Raw genomic sequence first — 21,155 nt, 5'->3', positions numbered from 1 at the left:
GCCGATAACCATATGCACTTGTCGACGCAGCCACGCTTACGCCACCGCACGCTCCTCGATACGCGCGGCTTCCAGTTGCGCGATCAACGCGCGCGTCACCTTGCCGACCTGCGGAATATGCTCGGTCACGGCATTCGACTCCCAGAAGACCCCGCGCAATGGATGCCCCACGGCATGGAGCCCCGCCTGCGGGTGCCCATGCGCGTCGAGCAGCGCGCAGGTGTCGCGCGCCGCCTGCAGGCCAAAGCCCAGCGGGTCGGGCAGCACGAGCCCGCGTGCCAGCACATCGCGGCAAAGCGGATCGTCGCTGCGTCGCCAGTCGTATTCGAAACCGAGGCAATTGACCACGCGGTCTGCCTCGAGCGTGTGCACCGCGGTACCGCCGCGCTCGCGCCAGCGCACGGCCAGCCGGCCGTCGGCCAGCGCCTCCACCGCCAGCAACTGCCCGGCCTCATGACGATAGCGTCCATCGGCCTTGACGCGCGTTTGCCAGGCAAGCGCCACCGGCGCCGAGCGATGCAGCGACACGTCCCATAGCGATCGCAGCGTACGGACGAAGCGGCGGCGTTCGGCTTCGGATGCGCGCGCCCATAGCGCATCCACATGCAGCCGCAATGTCGGCACGATGCGCTGCCAGTCCTCGCCCTGCGCGCGCAACCGGCGCAGCTGGGGATGGACCTGCCGGCCGAGCTCGCGCAGCGTCAGGCCGTGCTCTGGAATCTCGACGAAGTCGGGCCACGGCTCCAGCGCGCGACGTTCGTTGACGGCAAGCCCCTTGCGCGAGATCGCCACATGTTCGCCCCGAAACCCCGCATGCTCGGCGGAAATCAGACCGTCCAGCGCGCTCAGGCCCGCACCGAGATAGACGATGCGTCGCCCGCGCGCGATGCCATCGAGCGCGCCCGGCGCCCATTGGTCATGGACATACGCACGCGATGCGAGCACCGCATCGTCGATGGCAAACGGCAGATCCTTCGCGCGGCGTTGCATCAGGCCCGTGGCCAGCACGACCTTGTCAGCATGCCGCCGGCGGCCGTCGCCGAGCGTCACCACGTAGGACTTGCCTACCCGCTGCAAGCCCGTCGCGCGCGCACGCAGATGCTCGAGCGTCAGGCCCTCGCGCAATGCTGCCGGGTGGGTCGCCGTGCAGGTCGTCCACGTTTCCTGAAGATAGGCACCGTAGAGCCGCCGCGGCGGCAGACTGTCGCCCAGCGCCACGCCCTCCGGCGGCGTCCAGGCGCCCGCGGCCACCTGCCGCGCAAGCCAGTCCGTGAAGTGCCCGGGCTCGTCGTCGAACAGGCTGATCATCTTGCTGATGCCGTTGATCAGGTGATGCGGCAACGCCGTGGCATAGGCCACGCCAAGTCCCGGTGTCTCGGCCGGTTCGATCAGATCGATATGGAGCGGCACCGGCGACTGGCGCAGCAGCCGCAGCGCGACGGCCACGCCCGCGAAACCGCCGCCGACGATCGCAATGCGTGGGATAGCGGATGGCGCTGTCATACGGTTTCCCCTTCCCGCGCACCTTCGCGGACACCTTCGCGGACACCTTCCCGCACCCGATGGCTGGCCGCCACGTGATCCTCGCCGAGCAGCGCACGGCCGTCGCCATACAGCTTCTCGCGGAGCGTGCCGGGCCGATATTCGGTCTTGTAGACGCCGCGCCGCTGCAGTTCGGGCACCACGAGGTCCACGAAGTCGCGATGCGAATCGGGCATGATCGTGTAGCTGAGATTGAAGCCATCGACGCCCGTGTCCTCGATCCACGCCTGCATCGCGTCCGCCACCTGCTCCGGGGAGCCGACGATGACAGGCCCCTTGCCGCCAATCGCGTTATGCCGCGCCAGTTCACCGATGGTCCATACGCGGTCCGGATCGCCGATGGTAAAGCCCTCGATCGTCGATTGCATGGCCTCGCTGCGCTCGTACGTGAACGGCGCGTCGATATCCTTGCCGGCCAGATCGACACCGGTCCAGCGCGAGAACAGCGCCAGCGCGCCTTCGAGGCTCACATGCTGCTCGATATCGGCGAGCTTCGCGCGCGCCTCCTCCTCGGTACGGCCGACGATCACGGTCAGCAGCATGAAGAACAGCACCGATGCCGGATCGCGCCCCTGCTCCGCCACGCGGCGGCGGGTGTCCTCCACCGTATCGCGAATGACCTTGCGGCTCGGCGCGCTGATAAACACGCATTCCGCGTGTTTGGCGGCGAAGTCCTTCCCGCGCGCGGAGGCGCCGGCCTGATACAGCATCGGTGTGCGCTGCGGGGAAGGCTCGCTGTAGTGCACGCCTTCCATCTGGTAGTACTTGCCGTCGTGATGGATCTCGTGCACCTTGCTCGGGTCCGCAAAGACCTGTCCCTCGCGGTCGCGTACCGCGGCATCGTCCTCCCAGCTGCCTTCCCACAGCTTGTATAGCAGTTCCATATACTCGTCCGCCACGTCGTAGCGCTCGTCATGCCCGCGCGATTCGCCGAGGCCCACGGCCTTCGTGCCCGTGCTGCCGAAGCTCGTCACGATATTCCAGCCAACGCGGCCACCCGTCAGATGGTCGAGCGTCGACATGCGGCGCGCGAACTGATACGGCGGCTCGTAGGTCGTGCTGCTCGTCACCGCGAAGCCCAGGTGCGTCGTGACCTGCGCCATCGCGGAGACGAGCAGCAACGGATCCAGGCGCGGAAACTGCAGCGCGCCGCGAATGGCCGGCGCGTGCTCATTGCCGTACACGCTATACGTACTGATGCCGTCGGCCCAGAACAGCGCGTCGTAGAGGCCGCGTTCCGCGATCTGCGCGAGTTCGGTCCAGTAGGCCAGCGTGTGGTATTGCAGCGATTTGTCGCGCGGATGCTTCCACAGGCCCGGCGACAGATGGCTCGGGGCGAACGTGACGAAGGCGTTGATGCGGATTTCTTTTGGCACGGTGATGAGTATCGATAAGGCAACAGGATCGGATCAGGCGGGCTGCAAGGCGGGCGGCAAGGAGGATGTGAGGGTCGGCGCGGACACCGTTGCGGGATGCGCGGGCCGCTTGAGCCCAAGATGCTCCCGCAACGTCGTCCCCGTGTACTCGGTCCGATACAACCCCCGCCGCCGCAGTTCCGGAATCACGTGCGCGATAAAGTCATGGAGACCGCCCGGCAGATACGGGGCCATGATGTTGTAGCCATCGGCGCCGTAATGCCGGAACCGCTCCTCGAGCTCATCGGCGATCTGCGACGCCGTGCCGACGAGCTGCCAATGCCCGCGCGCGCCGGCCACGCGTTGGTACAGTTGCCGAATGGTCAGGTTCTCCCGCCGCGCGAGATCGATCACGAGTTGCTGGCGGCTCTTGGTGCCATTGGTCTCCGGCAGATCCGGAATGGGACCGTCGAGCGGATACTGCGACAGGTCCACGCCGCCCGCGATCGTCGATAGCAGCGACAGCCCGACCACGGGATCGATCAGCGCCTGCAGTTGCTCGAACTTCTCGCGGGCCTCCGCCTCGCTCGCGCCGACCACCGGGAAGACGCCCGGCATCACGCGCAGATCGTCATGCGAACGGCCATATCGCGCGAGCCTGCCCTTCAGGTCCGCATAGAACGCGACGGCTTCCTCGAGCGTCTGCTGCGCGGTGAACACGACCTCGCCATTGCGCGCCGCAAGCTCCTTGCCAGCTTCCGACGATCCCGCCTGCACCACCACCGGATGTCCCTGAGGCGTACGGGAGACGCTCAGCGGCCCCTGCACCTTGAAGTGCTCGCCGCGGTGATGCAGCACATGGCGCTTGGCCGCGTCGTAGAAGATGCCACGTTCCTTGTCCCGCACGAACGCGTCGTCCTCCCAGCTATTCCACAGTCCGGTGACCACTTCGACGAACTCGCGTGCCCGCGCGTAGCGGTCCGCGTGCGCGTAGTGCTTGTCGAGGTTGAAGTTGCGCGCCTCGTGCTCGTTGCCCGTGGTCACCACGTTCCAGCCCGCGCGGCCGCCGGACAGATGGTCGAGCGACGCGAACTTGCGCGCCACGTGATACGGCTCGTTGAACGAGGTCGAGGCGGTGGCCACAAGGCCGATCCGCTCCGTCACCGCCGACAGCGCCGACAACAGTGTCAGCGGCTCGAACTGTGCCTGATAGCTATGGGCGACGCGGCTCAGCACCTCGACGTTGTCGCCGCGCGTGCCCGCGCCGTCCGCGAGAAAGATCAGGTCGAACTTCGCCGCCTCGGCCGCGCGCGCGAGGTCCGCGTAGAACCGGAAGTCGATCCCGCCATCGGCCTGCGCATCGGGATGACGCCACGCCGCGATATGGTGGCCGGAGGGATACAGGAACGCGCCGAGGCTGATTTGCCCGCTTCGTTGAGTCATGGCTGGAGAAGGGAGGTGCCGAGGAAGCGTTCTAGCGTAATCAATTCCAGCACCGGCGCTAAACGCGATTTCCGCATGTCGATACCGGTTGGCGCCCGCCATCCATATACGAAATGAGTCTTTGTTCCGTAAGGTGCGCGTTCGCAAAATGCGTTCGATGAACGTTGCCTCCCGTATCCCCCCTTCCGCCAGCCGATCTTCCCGCCCCGATCTCGCCGCACTGCGCCACCTCGTGGAGACGCGCTTCGCCGCGCGTGAAGCGCTGGCGCACGAGCACGCGGCGCTGCCGCTCGACAACCTGCGCGAACTGCACGACGGTGGCTGGCTGCGCCTGACATTGCCGGACGCGCTCGGTGGCGCCGACAGCCGGCTCGGCACGGACGCCCCCGGTACCTATCTGCAGGCGATCCGCACGATTGCTCGCGTGTCGCCGGGCACGGCCCATTGCCTCCAGGTGCACAACCATGCGCTATGGACCGTGTGGGAGACCGGCACACCCTCGCAGCACGCGCGGTTTCTCGCGCCGCAACGCGAGCGGCTCTCGCTGTTCGCATTCCTCGGCAGCGAGCCCGGTCTCGCGCCGGGCTCGCCGCGTTACCAGACGCGTGCCGTCGCCGACGGCGATGGCCTCCGCGTCACGGGCGTCAAGCAATACGCGACCAACGGCATCGAGCACGGTTACGGGCTCGCCTTTGCATCGGTGGACGGTCCCGACGGCCTGATCCATAACCAGCAGATGGTCCTCGTGGAACCGTCGATGGCCGGTGTTACGCAGATCGGGGGCTGGTATCGCCCCACCGGCATGCGCGTGGCGGAAAGCCCGCGCGTCCAGCTCGACGACGTCCGCGTTCCGGCCTCGCATGTGCTGGGCCGCCCAGGCGACTATGTACGCGGTCGCTGGCAGGGGCGTTTCCATCTGGGCTTTGCGGCCAACTATCTGGGCATGGGCGAAGGGATCGCCGGATGGGCCACGGACTGGCTGCGCGACTTTCCCGAGCGCGTGGCGGATCCGTTCGTACAGGCGCACGTCGGCGAGGTACAGGTCGCCCTGCAGGCGGCCGCCGCCTCGCTCGACCATGCGATTGCCATATGGCGCGCCGGGGACGTGCAGCGGGCCGAACTGACCTCGATGGCCGCCAAGTCCACCTGCGCGCAGGCCGCGATGCTTGCGGCCGAAACGATGGGCCGCCTGACGGGTTCCACCGCGCTGTTCGACGATCATCCGCTGGGACGGCTGATCCGCGACCTGCACACGCACGTCCTGCACGTCGGACACGACCGCACGCATCAGACGATCGGTGCCGCCATGCTGGGGCAGGCCTTCGATTCCACGCGGCAGCGATGACCATGCGGACGCTGACGTGCGACGTGCTCGTGATCGGATACGGTGCCGCGGGCGCGGCCGCGGCGATCGAGGCTGCCGACGCCGGTGCGCGCGTGCTGCTCGTCGAGAAGATGCCCTGGCCCGGCGGCCTGTCCGTGGTCTCCGCCGGCGGCGCGCGCATGGCGTTCGACGCCGACGCAGCGCTCGACTATCTGCGCCACACCTGTGGTGGCCGCACGCCCGACGACGTCCTGCAAGTGCTCGCGCAGGGTATGCAGGACTTTCCGGCATGGTTGCGTGCGCTGGCCGACGACATTGGCGCCGAGCTCGTCGTGCGCAAGGCTGTCGGCAACTACCCGTTCCCCGGGTTCGAGTCCCTCGGCTATGCGGAAGTGCGGTCGCTGCCGGACGACCTCGCGTTCGGCGATCGCATTCCCGGCCATGTGACCGCGCTGTCGCCCCCCGGGGCGCGATTTTTCGGGCTATTGCAGGCGCATGTGGAGCGCCGGCCGATCTCCGTACTGACCGGCACGCGCGCGACGCGGCTATTGCGCGATGAGGACGGCCCCGTGCATGGCGCCATGCTCGCGGACGCGCACGGTGCGTTGCGCGTCCATGCGACGCGTGGCGTCATTCTCGCCTGTGGCGGCTTCGAGGCCGACCTCCGCATGCAGCAGGCATGGTTCGAGCCCGCCGAGGTCCTCAATGGCAGCTTCCTCGGCAACACCGGCGATGGCATTCGCATGGCGCAGGCGCTCGGAGCGGACCTCTGGCATATGTGGCACTTTCACGGCCCTTATGGCTTTCGGCATCCGGATCCGGCGTTTCCGTTCGGGCTGTACCCAAAGAGCTTTCCGATGTGGACGCCCGGGCATGCACACGACAACCTGCCTGTCATGCCGTGGATCCTCATCGATCAGCTCGGCCGGCGCTTTGCCAACGAGTACGAGCCCTACCCCGGCGATACCGGCGTGCGGCACTTCTCGCATCTCGACGGCAACCACGGGCGCAATACGCGGCTGCCGGCATGGATGGTGCTCGATGCCGATGGCTTCGCCATGTACAAGCTTGGCCGCTTCATCGCCCACGTCACGCCCGATGCGCCCGCAGCCGCGCGCGCGTTTGCATGGAGCGAGGACAACGGGCAGGAGCTCGCGCTCGGCATCTTCCGCGAGGCGGCGTCCGTATCGTCGCTGGCCGCGCTGGCGGACATGCCCGAGGCCGCCCTTGCCGCGGCGCTGGACGCCTGGAACGACGCGTGTGCCGCGCGGCACGACGACGCGTTCGGTCGCCCGCCGTCCACCATGCGTCCCATTGCGCGCGCGCCGTTCTATCTCGCGCGGGTCTGGCCGCTCGTCATCAACACGCAGGGCGGCCCCGTCCACGATGCCGACCAGCGCGTGCTCGATGTAGAGGGTCATGCCATCGCCGGCCTTTATGCGGCCGGCGAGCTCGGGAGCGCGTTTGGCCATCTCTATATGGCCGGCGGCAATCTTGCCGAATGCATCGTCGGCGGCCGCCGTGCGGCGCGCCATGCGGTATCGCGCGATGCCGCGCAACGGCCCGCCGCGCATGCCTTCCCCGAATCCGACCCTGTCGTGTTCTCCTGACCACCCCTTCCGCCACAAGGCGCTGTCACGTCCATCCCTGTCCAGAACATGAAGCTGTCGCTCCCCTCCCCGCACCGCACCGTCGCCGGAACGACCCTCGCCGCCGCGCTGCTCGCCGTCACCCTCCCCGCCGGCGCCATCGACGGCAAGCCCGCCGTCGACAAGCAGACGGTGGTCGTCGCCATCACCGCTCTGCCCGCCAACCTCGACCCGCTGATTCCGCCGAGCGTCGAGTCGGCCAAGTACGCATGGAACGCGTTCGACGCGCTCTATGGCTTCGACCGCCAGGGCAACCTCGAACCGCGTCTTGCCACCGGCTACGATATCAGCGGCGACGGTCTGGTCTGGACCTTCAAGCTGCGCAAGGGCGTCAAGTTCCAGAACGGCGACGCCTTCACCGCCGATGACGTCAAGTTCTCGATGGACCGTGTGCTGCAACCCGAGTCGAAGAGCACGCGGCGCCCGTTCTTCGCACCGATCATCGAATCGACGACGGTCAAGGATCCGCAGACCGTGGTGTTCCGCCTCAAGAAAAAGGATGGGGCGTTCCTGAACAAGCTGGCCGGCTATCTCTATATCGTGCCGCACAGGTACGCGCAATCGCTGCCGAACGCCGATGCCTTTGCGCAGGCCCCCATCGGCACCGGCCCGTGGAAGATCGTGCGCAATCAGGTCGGGCGCGAGCTCGCGTTCGAACGCTTCGACGGCTTCTGGGGCACCAAACCTGCGGTCTCGCGCCTCGTCTACAAGGTCGTGCCCGAGGCCAGCAGCCGCGCCAGCGCGCTGCTGGCGGGAGAGGTCGATCTGGCCACCGAAGTGCTGCCGACCGACCTCGAACGCCTGCAAGCCAACAAGGGGCTCGCGGCAGAAGTGGTCGATGGCGGCAGCCCGCTGCATATCCGCATCTACTCCAACGACGCCGCCTCGCCGCTATCGAAGCGCGACGTCCGGCTCGCGATGAACTATGCGGTGGACAAGAAGGCGCTGATCGCCAGCGTGCTGCGTGGCCAGGCGGCGGAACTCAATTCGCTGATTCCGTCGAGCTATCCGTATGGCAGCAATCCCGCGCTGAAGCCGTTCGCGTTCGATATCGCGAAGGCAAAACAGCTGCTCGGCGAAGCGGGGTATGCCAAGGGCTTCGATACCAGCCTCACCTGCCCGAGCAACCAGCCGCGCGTCATCTGCGAGACGCTGGCCGCGTACTGGGGTCAGGTCGGCATCCGCACACAGATCAAGGTCATCGACTCGGTCGCCTACAACCGCCTCAACAATACGCACCAGAGCGGCCCGCTCGTCGTCATGGGCTTCGGCAACGCGATCTACGACCCGATTCACGTCATCGGCGGCGCGGCGACGAAGGACGGCACGTGGTCGGACTATTTCAATCCCGAGGTCGAGAAACTCGTCACGCAGGTCGATGGCGAGCCCGAGAAGGCAAAGCGGGACGCCATTTTCCGGCAGATCCTGCAGGTCACGCGTGACGACGGGCAGGCCGTGCTGCTGGCCGAACCCAAGGTCATCTACGTCAAGGACCCGCAGTTGGACTGGAAGCCGCAGGTGGCCGGCTGGAGCCTGAACTTCCGCGAAGCGGCGTGGAAGTAAGCCAGGCATGCTCAACTACCTCCTCCGGCGCCTCGCGCAATCCGCGCTGACGGTCCTGCTCGTGATCGCGCTGATCTTTACGATCGTCCGCGCGATTGGCGACCCGACGCACCTGATGCTGCCACCCGAGGCCACGGAAGCGGACCGCGTCGTCCTGCGCCAGCAGATGGGGCTCGACCGGCCCCTGCCGGTGCAGTTCGCGAGCTTTCTCGGCGACCTCGCGCATGGCGACTTCGGGACCTCGTACCGCTTCTCGCGTCCCGCGCTCGGCGTCGTCGCGGAAGCACTGCTGCCCACGCTGATCCTCGCCGTGGCCGCGCTCGGTGTGGCCGTGCTCATCGGCCTGCCGTTGGGTATCGCGTCCGCGCTCTGGCCACACGGCGTCGTCGACCAGTTCGCCAAGGTGTTTGGCGTGCTCGGGCAGGCGGCGCCGCCGTTCTTCTTCAGCCTCATCTTCGTCAAGTTGTTCTCGCTCGAATTCCGCTGGTTTCCGACCGGCGGCTATGGCTCCGTGGCGCATCTGATCCTGCCGATGTGCGCGTTGGGCTGGTACGCCGCGGCGGGCGTGGCAAGACTGACGCTCTCGAGCATGACCACGGTCCTGCATTCGGAGTACATCAAGTTCGCGCGCATCAAGGGCGTGCCCGAACCGGTCATTGTGTTTCGGCATGCGCTGCGCAACGCCATCCTTCCCGTCATCACCTTCGTCTCGCTGCAGTTCGGTGTGCTGCTCGGCGGCGCGGTGTCGGTCGAGGTGGTCTTCGCCTGGCCCGGCGTCGGGCAACTGATCCTCGATTCGATCAACAACCTCGACTACACGATCGTGCAGGCCGCCGTGACCATCGCGGCGGTCGTGTTCGCGCTCGTCAACCTGGCGGTGGACCTGCTGTACGCCGTCATCGACCCTCGGATTCGCTATGCCTGATGTGCTGCCGCGGAATGTCCTCCCGCTGATCCGAGAACTGCCGTCGGAGCCCATTGCGGTGCCCGCCGCCCCTCCGCGCTCACGCCGTCTTGCCGCGCGCGTGCAGAAGTGGACCGCCATCGCCGCCGTGCTCGTGATCGGCCTCTGCGCGCTGCTGGCACCGCTGATCGTACCGTTCGATCCCGTGGCGATCTCGCTCGCCGACACGTTCCAGCCGCCCTCCGCCACGCACTGGATGGGGACCGATCCGCTCGGCCGCGACATCCTGTCGCGCGTGATCGCCGGCGCGCGCGTCTCGCTGACCGTCGCGCTGATCGTCGTCGGCCTGGCGGGGCTGATCGGCACGACGCTCGGCGTGGTGGCCGGCTATCTCGGCGGCGCGGCCGACGCGTTCATCATGCGCCTGACCGACATGCAGCTGGCATTCCCGGCCGTCATCCTGGCGCTGGTGCTGGCCGGCGTGATCGGCGTCGATATGACGAACCTCGTGATCGTGCTCACGCTGGCCAACTGGGCCCGTTTCGCGCGCGTCACGCGCGGCGAGGTCCTCTCGCTGAAATCGCGCGAATACGTACTGCTCGCGCGCCTGGCGGGCGCGGGCACCGGATGGATCCTGCGCCGCCATATCGTGCCGAACGTGCTGGGCACGCTGATCGTGCTGGCCACGCTCGACCTCGGCAGCGTGATCGTGCTGGAAGCCACGCTGAGCTTTCTGGGCCTCGGTGTCCAGCCGCCGCTCGCGTCGTGGGGATCGATGATCGCCGAGGGCCGCAGCCATCTGAGCAATGCATGGTGGATCTGCGTGCTGCCCGGCGCGGTGCTCATCGTCACGGTACTGGCCGTGAACCAGCTCGGCGACGTCCTGCGGGAAAAGCTGAACCCCGTGATTCCCGAAAGCTGGTGACAGGACGACACCATGGACATTCTTCTCGAAACCCGCAATCTCACCACCCAGCTCGTGACGCAGGGCGGCACGGTGACCGCCGTCGATCATGTCAACCTCAAGGTCCGGCGCGGCAAGATCCTCGCGCTCGTCGGCGAGTCGGGCTCCGGCAAGAGCATGACCTGCGCGTCGATGCTCGGCCTCCTGCCGCCCAACGGCCGCATCGTGGAGGGCGAAGTGCTGTTCGACGGCGTCGACCTCGTGCGCTTGCGCCCACGGCAATTGCGCGCGCTGCGCGGCAAGCGCATCGGCATGGTGCTGCAGGACGCGATGACGGCGCTCAATCCGCTGCTGACGATCGGCGACCAGATTGCCGAAGTCTTTCGCTGGCACCATGGCATTACCGATCGGGCCACGTTGCGGCGCCTGAGTATCGAAGCGCTCGAGGCCGTGCGCATTCCCGCCGCGACGGAGCGCCTGGACAGCTATCCGTTCCAGTTCAGCGGCGGGATGCGGCAGCGTGTCTGCATCGCGATCAACCTGGCGTGCGCGCCGGACCTGCTGATCTGCGACGAGCCGACGACCGCGCTCGATGTCACGGTGCAGATGCAGATTCTGGGTCTGCTGAAGTCCCTGCAGGCATCGCGAAACCTCACTATCGTCTTCGTCACACACGATCTGCAGCTCGCGTCCCAGTTCTGCGACGACGTGGCCATCATGTATGCGGGCCGCGTGGTGGAACACGGGCCGATTGCCGATGTCTTTGCACATCCCGTGCATCCGTACACGGAGGGCCTGCTGAGCGCCGTGCCCTCGCTGCACGATCGGGATGCCGCGCTGCGCACGATTCCCGGCACACCGCCGCTTGCGCGCGCATGGGCCGATGGCTGCCGCTTCGCGGCGCGCTGCGGGGAGGCCGATGAACGCTGCCATGCGCGTTATCCCAACTGGTTCGAATGGGACGAGGGTCGGCGGCGTGTGGCGTGCTGGCATACGGTGCAGCGCGTGCAACGGTCCATCGGGCCGGCCGCCGACGTACCGGCGGACGCGGCCACCCATCCACGCAGGAGGGTTGCATGACGGCACACCCGGCATTTCTCTCCGCTCGGGATCTGCACAAAACCTACCAGGTCCGCAACGGCCTCCTTGGCGCCAGCCGCACGCTGCACGCCGTGTCGGGCGTCGGCTTCGACGTGCCCGCCGGCACCACATTCGGCCTCGTCGGCGAGTCGGGCTCCGGCAAAAGCACGCTCGCAAGGCTGCTGCTCGCGGCCGAACCCGCGACGGCCGGCACGCTCCGCGTCGATGGCGCCCCGCTATCGCTGCGCGGCGCGCGCGAGCGCAAGGCGTTCCACCGGCTCGTGCAACCCGTCCTGCAAGACCCCTACGCCTCGCTGAACCCGATGATGCGTATCGGCGATATCGTCGCCGAACCCATGCGCGTGCACGATCTGTATCGCGGCAAGGTCCTGCAGGCGCGCGTGGGCGCGCTGCTCGCGGCGGTCGGCCTGATGCCCGAGCTCGCCACGCGATATCCGAACCAGCTGAGCGGCGGCCAGCGCCAGCGCGTGGCCATCGCGCGCGCGCTGGGCCTCTCGCCGCGCGCGCTCGTGCTCGACGAACCGGTCTCCGCGCTCGACGTTTCCATTCAGGCGCAGATCCTCAATCTGCTCAAGGATATCCAGCGCGAACAGGCGCTGACCTACGTGCTGATCTCGCACGATCTCGCCGTGGTCGCCTATATGAGCGACCAGATCGGCGTGCTCTATCTGGGCGAGTTCATGGAGATCGGCCCGCGCGACGAGATCCTGCGCCGCCCGGCACATCCCTACACGCGCGCGCTAATCGCCGCGAGCGAGACCCGCGTCGATTCGACGACCGCCGGTGCACCGCCCGCGGACATCCCGTCGCCCGTCGCGCTGCCCGCCGGCTGCCGCTATCAGGCCCGCTGCCCGTATGCCACCGCGCGCTGCCGGCAGGAAAAGCCCGTATCGCGCGAGGTCGCCGGGCCGAACGCTTCGACTGCCGCGCATCGCGTGGCCTGCCATGTCGATCTGACACCGACCACCCCACCCCAAACCGAGGTGCACACATGACACAGACCCAACTCGCCGTCACCGACCTGTCCGACGCCCCCGGCGATGCGAATCTGGGCGCCGCCCAGGCGGGGCTTCGCATCGCCCCGCTGTCCGCGCATATCGGCGCGGAGATTCATGGCGCCGACCTCACGCAACCGCTCCCCGCCGCGCAGGTCGCCGCGATTCGCCGCGCGCTGCTGCGCTGGAAGGTCGTGTTCTTCCGCGACCAGCCGCTGACGCACGATACGCAGGTCGCGTTCGCGCGGCAATTCGGCGAGCTGACCGTGGGACACCCCGTGTTCGGCCATGTGGAGGGGCACCCCGAGGTGTATTCGATCGGCAAGCATCGCAAGGCCAACCGCTTTCAGGGCCAGACGAACGTGCGGCCCTGGACCGGCTGGCACACCGACGTGACGGCCGCGGTCAATCCGCCCGCCGCATCGATCCTGCGCGGCGTGACCATCCCGCCGTATGGCGGCGACACGCAATGGACCAACCTCGTCGCCGCCTATCAGGCGCTGTCGGCGCCGCTGCGCGCGTTTGTCGATGGGCTGCGCGGCATTCATCGCTTTACGGCCCCGGCCGGCGCCAGCGGCACGCGCGAGTTCGACGCGCTGGTCAATCGCGCGTCGCTCGTCAGCGAGCATCCGCTCGTGCGCGTGCATCCGGAAACCGGCGAGCGCGCGCTCTACGTCAGCCCGTCCTTCCTGAAATCGGTCAAGGACCTCGCGCCGCGCGAAAGCCAGCAGATTCTGGAATTACTCTGGGAACATGCGATACGCTCCGAGTTCACGGTGCGTTTCAAGTGGGAGCCGGGCAGCGTCGCGTTCTGGGACAACCGGTCCACCGCGCATCTGGCGCCGACCGATATCTTCGATCTCGACTTCGATCGGCAGCTCTATCGCGTGACGCTCGTCGGCGATGTGCCGGTAGGGCCCGATGGCCGTGCGTCGGTGGCCGTGGAAGGCGATCCGGTGCTCGCCTCGCACGGCGCGGCCAGCTGAATCAGCGTCTGCGATCGAAGTGCCGCGCCAGCCGTTCGCCACTGAACTGCACGAGCGTGACGAGTGCCACGAGAATGACGATCACATTGAACATCACCGACGTCTCGTAGCGCTCGTATCCATACCGGATGGCCAGGTCGCCGAGGCCGCCCGCGCCGACGGCGCCGGCCATCGCCGACGACCCGATCATCGCGATCACGGTCACCGTGGCGCCGCCGAGCAGCGCCGGCAAGGCTTCCGGCAACAGCACGTGCCGCACGATATGCCAGCGGCGGCAGCCCATCGCCCGCGCGGCCTCCACGAGCCCGGGATCGATCTCGTTGAGCGCGACCTGCGATACGCGCGCGAAGAACGGAATCAGATGCGCGCTCAGCGGGACGACGGCGGCCCAGGTACCCATGGTCGTGCCCACGATCATGCGCGTTACCGGCAGCATCGCGACGAGCAGGATGATGAACGGGATCGCGCGGAACATGTTCACGAGCACGGACAGCACGCGGTGCAGGCGCGGACGCGGCGCCAGGCCTCGCGGCGCGGTCACGGTCAGCACAAGCGCGAGCGCCATGCCGGCGACGAACACCACCGCGCAGGCGGCGCCCGTCATCAGCAGCGTCTCGCCGAAAGCTTTTACGTACTTGTCAAAGACTGGCAGCCACATGGCGTGGGGGCTCCGGTTGCGGTGTGGCGGATGGATGCGGTTCACGGCCTTGCGCCGGCCGTGGGGGGCGAAGGGGACGCAACGGGCGCAGCAATGCGATGGTCGCCTCGGCGCGTGGCTCGGTGAAGACGTCCCACACGGTGCCCTGTTCGACGATGCGCCCATGATCGAGCACAAGCACGCGATCGCATGCCTCGCGGATCACGGCCATGTCGTGCGTGATCAGCACGACGGTGAGGCCGATCTTGCGATGGATATCGCGCAGCAGCGCGAGGATCTGCTCGGTGGTCTCCGGATCGAGCGCGGACGTGGCCTCGTCGCAAAGCAGAATCTCGGGATGGTTGACCAGTGCCCGGGCGATGCCCACGCGCTGCTTCTGGCCGCCCGACAGCTTTGCGGGGTAGACCTTTGCCTTGCCCTCGAGGCCGACCAGCGCCAGCACCTCGTTGACACGCGGCGCGATGTCCTTCGCCGGCACGCCGGCCACACGGAGCGGCAGCGCCACGTTCTCGAACACGGTCTTCGCCGACAGCAGGTTGAAGTGCTGGAAGATCATGCCGATGCGCTGGCGCAAACCCACGAGCCCATCGTCGTCCAGCACGCCGATATCGCGGCCGTCGATCGATACGCGTCCGGTATCGGGCCGCTCCAGCATATTGATGGTCCGCAGCAGCGTGGATTTCCCCGCGCCGCTGCGGCCGATGATGCCGAACATCTCGCCGCGCGCGACGCTGAAGGAGATCTCGGCCAGTGCGGGCGCCGGGGCGCTTGCATACGTCTTGCCGATGCGGTCGAAAACGATATGCGGGTCGCTTGTTTGCAGATTGGACATGGCGGATCAGAACGCCGGGATCACCGAGCCCTGGAACTTGGTCAGGATGAACTGGCGCACTTCGTCGGAGTGGTAGGCCTTGACCAGCGGTGCGACCCAAGGCGCGGCCTTGTCCTTCTCGCGCACGGCGATCACGTTGACGTACGGGTTGTTCTCCTTCTTCTCCACGGCAATGCCATCGCGCGTGGCGATCAGTCCGGCCTGATAGGCGAATGTATTCACGATGGCCGCGGCATCGACGTCCGGCAGCGCGCGCGGCTGCACCACGCCGGCGGTCTCGATGAACTCGAACTTCTTCGGGTTCGCGGTGATGTCCGCCAGCCCCACGGTACCGGTGAACGGATCGAAACCGTCGCGCAGCTTGATCAGGCCCTTGTCGCGCAGGATCACGAGCGCGCGTGTCTGGTTGCTCGGATCGTTCGGCAGGCCAATGCGCGCGCCGTTGGGCAGCGCATCGAGCGACTTGTACTTCTTCGAGTAGAACGCGATGGGCGAGATCAGCGTATGGCCGACATCGACGATCTTGTAGCCACGCTGCTTGATCTGGTCCCGCAGGAACGGGATGTGCTGGAACGAGTTGGCATCGAGGTCGCCGTTGTTCAGCGCCTCGTTGGGGCTGGCGGTGCCCGTAATGATGATCATCTGCACCTTGAGACCCTGCTTCTCTGCCACGCGGGTGACCACCTCCCAGATCTCCTCGTCCACGCCGCCCCGCACACCGACCTTGAGCGGGCGGTCGGCGCGCTGGGCGTGGGCGGCGGTGGTCGTGGCGACTGCGGCAAGGGCGAGGGCAATCGAGGCAAGAACGTGGCGTCGTTTCATGTTGGCGGCACTGAGTCAGGGAAGCGCCCAGTCTAGGCAGCACGCCGCCACGGGTCCACGAAGGTTTCCGACGATGCAAATGCGGTCCGTGCCGGGATGGTTACCGCCACCCCACCTTCGCGGGGGCCTGCCGGTTTGTCCGGCTTGATACATTACGCGCGACCCGCCGCAGTGCGGGCGAGCCCACGACAAAGAATATTCCGCATCTATCCGCATGTCTCACCGCACCCTGCTGCTCGCCGCGCTCGCGGCCACCGCCACGTCAGCCAGCGCCATCGGCCTGGAACAGATCACGACCAACGTCTACGCGGTCCGCGCGGTTGGCGCACAGGGGAATGCCATCGCCAATACCTCGGGCGTCGTCATCGGCCAGAACCAGGTGGTGACGGCATGCAATGCGCTCGCCGGCGCGCGATCGATTGCCGTCGTGCGCGACAACGTTTCCTACGAGGCCACGCTCGCCGCGCCCGATGTCGAACGCAATCTCTGCCTGCTCAAGGTGCCGAACCTGCCGGGCACGGGCGTGACCCTCGCCGCGGGCAATACGGCGCCGGCGCTCGGCCAGAAGATGGTGCTGGCATCCGTGGCCGGCGGCGCGGTCGCGGTGCGCGAATCGGCGGTCACCGGACTGCAGGCGGGGACGGACTACAAGCTGTCGAGCATCGAGCTGGGGGTACCGCAGGATGCGGCGGCCAACGGTGGTGCGCTGTTCGACGACGGCGGCCGACTGGTTGGCATCCTCCTGTCGTCCGCAGGCAATCCGCCGCCACGCCAGCGCGCGGTACCCGCCGCATGGGTGCGCGATATCAACGCGCGCGGCGCGACGGCGCTGGCAAACTATCAGCCTTCCGCGAATGACTCGGCACGCGGCACCGGTGCGGCCGGCGCCCAGGTTGCCCCGCAAGCCGCCGCATCGGACGGCTCGCCACGCGTCGGCGAGGTCTGGCAATACGTACTGACGGACAATCTGACGCGCCGCCAGTCGGAAGTGAGATACCGCGTGGACCGCATCGAAGCCGACCGCGTAATCATCAACCAGGGCGGCCGCATCGAACGCCCCGACGGCAGCCTCGAACGCATCGTCACGCCCGCCGGCGGCGAGTTCGACGCGGCATCGCCCCCGACGGGCTGGGTCCCCGCGGGCGTGAAGGTCGGCCAGCGCTGGAAACTCTCGTACAAGCAGGCGGGCGGCACGCTGACGAACATCGACGGCATCGCCAGCAGCGAATCCGACATCTCCACGCCCGCCGGCCAGTTCCGCACCATCCGCATCACCTATCGCGGCTACGTCCAACGCGTCATCGGCGGCGGCGGCGGCACTGTCAGCCACCCCTACTCGGCCACGGCGTGGTACGCCCCGGACATCAACCGCGTGGTCCGCTTCCAGATGAACTCGGCCCAGATGGCAGAGACACTGGAACTGGCGGCGCATCGGTTCGAGTAACCTCGAGATGCATGTGCCTTATGAGGCTCGCCACGTCTTATAATCGTCATACTGTCAACGATTTTTTGCCATAAATCGTTGATATTATGGCGATTGCTATCTAGACTTCGGTGATGAGCCCGCCTCGCCGCCCACCGAAGCACACCCCCGTTCTCGTGCAGACCGCGCTGGAGCGTCTTGGCACCCGCATCGTGAGGGCCCGCAAGGTCCGCGAAATGACGCAGGAGCAACTGGCCCATTTTTCCGACGTCTCGTTATCGACCCTCCGCACGATCGAAAACGGCGGCGATGGCGTATCGACCGGCAACCTGCTCAAGGTGCTTCAGGGGTTGGGGCTTCTGGATCAGCTGGAAGACCTGCTGGCGCCGCAGAACGACCCCGAGTTCGTTGCTTTCGCAACGCGACAACTGGGAGAAGGCTGATGGCGACCGTACCGATCTGGGCGTGGCCACCGGGTCAGGACGCGCCATTGCATGCGGCAGACCTGACTGTCGACCGGGCATCGTCTCGCTTTGCATACTGTGCCGACTATCTCGATCGCGCCGAGGCACGGCCCCTCGACCCTCTCGAACTTCGCCCGGTACGTAGCGCCCGCGGAATCGCCATTCGCGGTGCCGACGGCTTGCCCGGCGTCATACGCGATGCGAAACCCGCCGGATACGGTGCGGACAGACTCGCCGCACAAGCGGGCACCCCGCTGAGTGCCCTGCAGCTTCTGGAACTCGGGGTGCCCGATGGCGTCGGCGCGGTCGAGGCATGCATCGATATCGAACGCAAGCTCGCGTGGCGGCCGAAAGGACTCGAGGAACTCCGGCCGCTGGCGGAGGAACTCGATGCCGCAGCGCCGTCGAGCAGGGCATTGCGCCGATTGAACGAGGATCTTGCGACCAGTGCTGGTGGGGAGCGTCCAAAGACGACACTAGTGCATGACGGTCGCCTCTGGCTTGCAAAGATGCAGGATCGCGGCGACCGCCCTGCGTTGCCCGCGCGCGAATTCGTGACGATGGAACTTGCGCGAGCGGCGGGCCTAGACGTCGCCCCAGTGGAACTGGTCACGTTTGGATCGCATCAGGTATTGCTGGCCGAGCGTTTCGATCGAGCTGGAGATCCCTATCGACCACAGCGCAAGCTCTACGCGAGCGCCCATACGGTACTCGGCTTACGGCTCGATGCCGTGCGCGGCGACCCTCACCGGTCGTATCTCGCCTTCGGCGATCGCGTGCGCGTATGGGCGAGAGGCCGGGATGATCTGCCGCGGCAACTGCGCGAACTTTGGCAACGCATGGTGTTCAACGCGCTGGTCGGCAACATCGACGATCATCCGCTCAACCATGGCCTGCTGCACGACGGCTCCCTGGAGAAAGGCTGGCACCTGTCGCCGGCGTTCGATATCACGCCCGCGGCGAACATTGTTTCGCAGCCGATCGGCGAAGGACCCGCACTTGCCATGGCGACAGGCAAGGACGGTGGCACCCGCACAAGCGCGGCACGATTGATCGACGCCGCATCGCATTTCGGGGTGGACACCGATACCGCCGCAGACTGGATCTCTGCCACCGCAATCCTCGTGGCCAGCCGTTGGGAATCGATGCTCCGCCAGGCCGCGATGCCGATCAGCGAGGACGCCGCACGTCTGGACCGGCTGATTGCCGATGCGCGCACGGCGTTTGCCTACAGTGAATGGCTTGCCGAGCGCGCATAGGATCAAATCAGCCAGCGCTTGATGTTGTCTAGCCATTATGCCAAGCCCGGACACGCTCGCCCGCCCCCTCACTCCGCCACGATCTTCTTCTCCGCCGCGATGCGCTGCCAGCGTATGACCTCCGCCTTCAGGTAGTCGCGCGCCGACGCCGATGTCCCGCCGCTGATCTCGGTACTCAGCGCGCCGAGTTTCTCCCGCAGGTCGGGCGATTTCAGCGCATCGTTGGCGGCATGGTTCAGGGTGTCGCGAATGCTGTCCGGCAGGTTGGGCGGGCCCATCAGCATGTACCAGGCGCTGATCGCAAATCCGGGGATGCCCGACTCCGCGACCGTTGGCACATCGGGGAGCGACGCGACTCGTGTGGGCGTCGTGACGGCCAGCGCGCGCAGGCGGCCGCTGCGGATGTACTGGAGCACCGTGGGCACCGTGTCGAAGTTCACGTCTACCTGCCCGCTCAGCAGATCCGTCAGCGCCGCGCCGCTGCCCTTGTACGGCACATGCGTCATGGTCGCGCCCGTCGCCGACTGGAACAGCTCCGCGGCGAAATGCTGCTGCGTGCCGACACCCGACGAGGCATAGTTCACCGCCCCCTTCTTCGCCTTGCTCATCGCGATAAAGTCCGCCAGCGTCTTTGCCGGGGAGCTGGCCGGCACGACGATCACCTGCGGCACCGTGCCGATCAGCACGATCGGCGTGAAGTCCTTCTCGGGGTCGTAGGGCAGCTTCGGCGTGATGGCCGGGACCATCGCGTTGGAGCTGACATGCCCGAGCAGCAGCGTATAGCCATCGGGCTTCGCCCGCGCGACCGCCGTGGCCGCGATCGTGCCGCTGGCACCCGCTCGGTTTTCGATGACCACGGGTTGCTTCAAGATCTCGCCAAGCTTCTGCCCCAGCTGCCGCGCAATGATGTCGGTGCCACCGCTCGGCGCGAAGCCGACCAGCAGCGTGATGGGCTTCGCGGGATAAGTGTCCTGCGCATATGTCGCGCCGGTCAGCAGCCCGAGGGCGGCTGCCAGCACGATCCGTTGGATGTGTTTCACGTCCTGTCTCCTCGTGCTGGCTGGCGCTCAGTGATGTGACATCAGGCTGCCGAACCCGTCGATCTGGTCCTTGATGCCCATCTTTCGCAGCGCGGACCAGTAGATCACCGGACCCGATGCGAACACCGGCTTGCGCAGCCACTTCTCGGCATCGTTGGCCACGCGGGCGTAGGCAAGGTTGGTACCGAGCTGCAGGATCGCATCGGGCTTTGCCGCCTCGCAGCGCATCGTCGCGGCCGCAAGCTCTTCGTACGTCTGCGACGCAACGTGGATGATGCTCTTGCACTTGAGCCCCTCCACGTGGACCACCTCGAATCCGCGAGCGGTGAAGTAGTCGATCGCGTTCTGCTCGATCACCGGATAGTACGGCGTCAGCAACGCAATCTTCCTGGCACCGCACAGCTTGAACGCCTGCTCCGCCGACTGCGCGCCCATCGTCACGTTCAACCCGGAGATCTTTTCCAGATGCTCGAGCAGCGCAAAGCTGCCCCGCTCCCCGCCCATATAGCTTTGCGAGGACATGCCCAGCACCAGATGATCGATCAACGCTTCCCGCAGGCGGCGCACCGAGTCGTCGAGGTTCGCGGTGACGTTGCGCATGATGATCGACCAATCCTCGTTCTGCTCGATCTTCTGGTTCGGAACGTAGTAGCGGTCCACCGCGTTGATGATGCCGCGCGGCCGCATGTCCATCATCTCGTTCTCGACGTTGACGTTCGGGCCCGGCGTCATGATGCCGATGACGCCGCGCGGCCCCAGCGCGTTCACATAACGCTGCGCGTCGTGCGTCGAGCCGTCGATCTCGCGGATACCCTGTTGGAATGCATTCATTTTCAGCCTATCTCCTGATTCGATCTCGTTGAAAATCCACTTAATCGCTAAAGTGAATGC

19 protein-coding genes are annotated in these 21,155 nt (G+C 66.8%); 11 read left to right on the top strand and 8 right to left on the bottom strand.

Annotated elements, in window-relative coordinates:
• Window positions 1-36 precede the first annotated feature (36 nt).
• The 3 genes from AAHB16_RS11580 to AAHB16_RS11570 are packed head-to-tail and all read right to left on the bottom strand — an operon-like array spanning window position 37 to window position 4,340.
• Window positions 37-1,503 (bottom strand): FAD/NAD(P)-binding protein, encoded by a 1,467-nt coding sequence (locus tag AAHB16_RS11580; RefSeq protein WP_342050931.1) that lies wholly within the window; start codon window positions 1,501-1,503, stop codon window positions 37-39.
• Window positions 1,500-2,918 carry an LLM class flavin-dependent oxidoreductase gene (locus AAHB16_RS11575; RefSeq protein WP_342050930.1) on the bottom strand — a complete coding sequence of 473 codons (1,419 nt, stop codon included), beginning with the start codon at window positions 2,916-2,918 and terminating at the stop codon, window positions 1,500-1,502. The genes AAHB16_RS11580 and AAHB16_RS11575 overlap by 4 nt, the downstream gene beginning before the upstream one ends.
• Before the next feature lie 33 nt (window positions 2,919-2,951).
• The gene (locus tag AAHB16_RS11570) at window positions 2,952-4,340 is read right to left on the bottom strand and encodes an LLM class flavin-dependent oxidoreductase (protein ID WP_342050929.1); all 1,389 of its coding nucleotides are present in this window, start codon (window positions 4,338-4,340) and stop codon (window positions 2,952-2,954) included.
• A gap of 157 nt (window positions 4,341-4,497) precedes the next feature.
• Between AAHB16_RS11570 and AAHB16_RS11565 the strand changes: the two genes are divergently transcribed.
• Genes AAHB16_RS11565 through AAHB16_RS11530 form a run of 8 tightly spaced genes read left to right on the top strand, consistent with a single transcriptional unit; the run spans window position 4,498 to window position 13,766 of the window.
• Entirely contained in the window at window positions 4,498-5,685 is a 1,188-nt protein-coding gene (locus AAHB16_RS11565) for an acyl-CoA dehydrogenase family protein (RefSeq protein ID WP_342050928.1), read from the top strand.
• Window positions 5,682-7,274, top strand: coding sequence for an FAD-dependent oxidoreductase (locus tag AAHB16_RS11560; protein ID WP_342050927.1), 1,593 nt, complete (start codon window positions 5,682-5,684; stop codon window positions 7,272-7,274). Before AAHB16_RS11565 ends, AAHB16_RS11560 begins: the two co-directional genes overlap by 4 nt.
• A 48-nt stretch (window positions 7,275-7,322) precedes the next feature.
• Window positions 7,323-8,876 carry an ABC transporter substrate-binding protein gene (locus AAHB16_RS11555; RefSeq protein WP_150374272.1) on the top strand — a complete coding sequence of 518 codons (1,554 nt, stop codon included), beginning with the start codon at window positions 7,323-7,325 and terminating at the stop codon, window positions 8,874-8,876.
• 7 nt (window positions 8,877-8,883) lie between these two features.
• Complete coding sequence (locus tag AAHB16_RS11550) at window positions 8,884-9,801, top strand: ABC transporter permease (RefSeq protein ID WP_150374271.1); 918 nt, start codon at window positions 8,884-8,886, stop codon at window positions 9,799-9,801.
• A gap of 58 nt (window positions 9,802-9,859) precedes the next feature.
• A complete protein-coding gene (locus AAHB16_RS11545) occupies window positions 9,860-10,705 on the top strand; it encodes an ABC transporter permease (RefSeq protein ID WP_342050926.1) in 846 nt (281 codons plus the stop codon).
• Between the two features lie 12 nt (window positions 10,706-10,717).
• Window positions 10,718-11,764, top strand: coding sequence for an ABC transporter ATP-binding protein (locus tag AAHB16_RS11540; protein ID WP_342050925.1), 1,047 nt, complete (start codon window positions 10,718-10,720; stop codon window positions 11,762-11,764).
• Window positions 11,761-12,780, top strand: coding sequence for an ABC transporter ATP-binding protein (locus AAHB16_RS11535; protein WP_342050924.1), 1,020 nt, complete (start codon window positions 11,761-11,763; stop codon window positions 12,778-12,780). Before AAHB16_RS11540 ends, AAHB16_RS11535 begins: the two co-directional genes overlap by 4 nt.
• Entirely contained in the window at window positions 12,777-13,766 is a 990-nt protein-coding gene (locus AAHB16_RS11530; RefSeq protein WP_342050923.1) for a TauD/TfdA dioxygenase family protein, read from the top strand. The genes AAHB16_RS11535 and AAHB16_RS11530 overlap by 4 nt, the downstream gene beginning before the upstream one ends.
• A gap of 1 nt (window position 13,767) precedes the next feature.
• Here AAHB16_RS11530 and AAHB16_RS11525 read toward each other — a convergent pair whose 3' ends face one another.
• From AAHB16_RS11525 to AAHB16_RS11515, 3 genes are read right to left on the bottom strand one after another with little or no spacing between them, the layout of a single operon-like run.
• Window positions 13,768-14,424 (bottom strand): methionine ABC transporter permease, encoded by a 657-nt coding sequence (locus tag AAHB16_RS11525; protein WP_342050922.1) that lies wholly within the window; start codon window positions 14,422-14,424, stop codon window positions 13,768-13,770.
• Window positions 14,405-15,256, bottom strand: a complete 852-nt coding sequence (locus AAHB16_RS11520) for a methionine ABC transporter ATP-binding protein (RefSeq protein ID WP_446718085.1) — start codon at window positions 15,254-15,256, stop codon at window positions 14,405-14,407. The genes AAHB16_RS11525 and AAHB16_RS11520 overlap by 20 nt, the downstream gene beginning before the upstream one ends.
• Before the next feature lie 6 nt (window positions 15,257-15,262).
• A complete protein-coding gene (locus AAHB16_RS11515) occupies window positions 15,263-16,078 on the bottom strand; it encodes a MetQ/NlpA family ABC transporter substrate-binding protein (RefSeq protein ID WP_342050921.1) in 816 nt (271 codons plus the stop codon).
• Window positions 16,079-16,292: 214 nt separating this feature from the next.
• Here AAHB16_RS11515 and AAHB16_RS11510 point away from each other — a divergent pair, with 214 nt between their 5' ends.
• The 3 genes from AAHB16_RS11510 to AAHB16_RS11500 all read left to right on the top strand — a co-directional run bounded on the left by AAHB16_RS11510 (window position 16,293) and on the right by AAHB16_RS11500 (window position 19,224).
• Entirely contained in the window at window positions 16,293-17,522 is a 1,230-nt protein-coding gene (locus AAHB16_RS11510; protein ID WP_342050920.1) for a S1 family peptidase, read from the top strand.
• Between the two features lie 155 nt (window positions 17,523-17,677).
• The gene (locus AAHB16_RS11505; protein ID WP_342050919.1) at window positions 17,678-17,944 is read left to right on the top strand and encodes a helix-turn-helix domain-containing protein; all 267 of its coding nucleotides are present in this window, start codon (window positions 17,678-17,680) and stop codon (window positions 17,942-17,944) included.
• Window positions 17,944-19,224 carry a type II toxin-antitoxin system HipA family toxin gene (locus tag AAHB16_RS11500; RefSeq protein ID WP_342050918.1) on the top strand — a complete coding sequence of 427 codons (1,281 nt, stop codon included), beginning with the start codon at window positions 17,944-17,946 and terminating at the stop codon, window positions 19,222-19,224. Before AAHB16_RS11505 ends, AAHB16_RS11500 begins: the two co-directional genes overlap by 1 nt.
• Window positions 19,225-19,292: 68 nt before the next feature.
• Here the strand turns inward: AAHB16_RS11500 and AAHB16_RS11495 are convergent, their stop codons facing one another.
• Both AAHB16_RS11495 and AAHB16_RS11490 read right to left on the bottom strand, forming a co-directional pair.
• Window positions 19,293-20,264 (bottom strand): Bug family tripartite tricarboxylate transporter substrate binding protein, encoded by a 972-nt coding sequence (locus AAHB16_RS11495; protein WP_150374260.1) that lies wholly within the window; start codon window positions 20,262-20,264, stop codon window positions 19,293-19,295.
• A gap of 27 nt (window positions 20,265-20,291) precedes the next feature.
• Window positions 20,292-21,095, bottom strand: a complete 804-nt coding sequence (locus AAHB16_RS11490; RefSeq protein WP_150374259.1) for a maleate cis-trans isomerase family protein — start codon at window positions 21,093-21,095, stop codon at window positions 20,292-20,294.
• Between the last annotated feature and the right edge of the window lie 60 nt (window positions 21,096-21,155).

The sequence above is a fragment of the Cupriavidus sp. OTU4054 genome, from assembly GCF_038440175.1.
Taxonomy (GTDB): Bacteria; Pseudomonadota; Gammaproteobacteria; order Burkholderiales; family Burkholderiaceae; genus Cupriavidus; species Cupriavidus pauculus_D.
Note: the sequence above shows the minus strand (reverse complement) of the source record. Positions and strands in the feature narration are given on the sequence as shown.

What these genes read in the sequence shown, in the direction of transcription:
- AAHB16_RS11550 (WP_150374271.1), top strand. Translation starts at nt 8,884, where the DNA reads ATGCTCAACTACCTCCTCCGGCGCCTCGCGCAATCCGCGCTGACGGTC.
- AAHB16_RS11555 (WP_150374272.1), top strand. Translation starts at nt 7,323, where the DNA reads ATGAAGCTGTCGCTCCCCTCCCCGCACCGCACCGTCGCCGGAACGACC.
- AAHB16_RS11580 (WP_342050931.1), bottom strand. Translation starts at nt 1,503, where the DNA reads ATGACAGCGCCATCCGCTATCCCACGCATTGCGATCGTCGGCGGCGGT.
- AAHB16_RS11525 (WP_342050922.1), bottom strand. Translation starts at nt 14,424, where the DNA reads ATGTGGCTGCCAGTCTTTGACAAGTACGTAAAAGCTTTCGGCGAGACG.
- AAHB16_RS11535 (WP_342050924.1), top strand. Translation starts at nt 11,761, where the DNA reads ATGACGGCACACCCGGCATTTCTCTCCGCTCGGGATCTGCACAAAACC.
- AAHB16_RS11515 (WP_342050921.1), bottom strand. Translation starts at nt 16,078, where the DNA reads ATGAAACGACGCCACGTTCTTGCCTCGATTGCCCTCGCCCTTGCCGCA.
- AAHB16_RS11565 (WP_342050928.1), top strand. Translation starts at nt 4,498, where the DNA reads ATGAACGTTGCCTCCCGTATCCCCCCTTCCGCCAGCCGATCTTCCCGC.
- AAHB16_RS11500 (WP_342050918.1), top strand. Translation starts at nt 17,944, where the DNA reads ATGGCGACCGTACCGATCTGGGCGTGGCCACCGGGTCAGGACGCGCCA.
- AAHB16_RS11520 (WP_446718085.1), bottom strand. Translation starts at nt 15,256, where the DNA reads ATGTCCAATCTGCAAACAAGCGACCCGCATATCGTTTTCGACCGCATC.
- AAHB16_RS11560 (WP_342050927.1), top strand. Translation starts at nt 5,682, where the DNA reads ATGACCATGCGGACGCTGACGTGCGACGTGCTCGTGATCGGATACGGT.
- AAHB16_RS11540 (WP_342050925.1), top strand. Translation starts at nt 10,718, where the DNA reads ATGGACATTCTTCTCGAAACCCGCAATCTCACCACCCAGCTCGTGACG.
- AAHB16_RS11530 (WP_342050923.1), top strand. Translation starts at nt 12,777, where the DNA reads ATGACACAGACCCAACTCGCCGTCACCGACCTGTCCGACGCCCCCGGC.
- AAHB16_RS11490 (WP_150374259.1), bottom strand. Translation starts at nt 21,095, where the DNA reads ATGAATGCATTCCAACAGGGTATCCGCGAGATCGACGGCTCGACGCAC.
- AAHB16_RS11570 (WP_342050929.1), bottom strand. Translation starts at nt 4,340, where the DNA reads ATGACTCAACGAAGCGGGCAAATCAGCCTCGGCGCGTTCCTGTATCCC.
- AAHB16_RS11510 (WP_342050920.1), top strand. Translation starts at nt 16,293, where the DNA reads ATGTCTCACCGCACCCTGCTGCTCGCCGCGCTCGCGGCCACCGCCACG.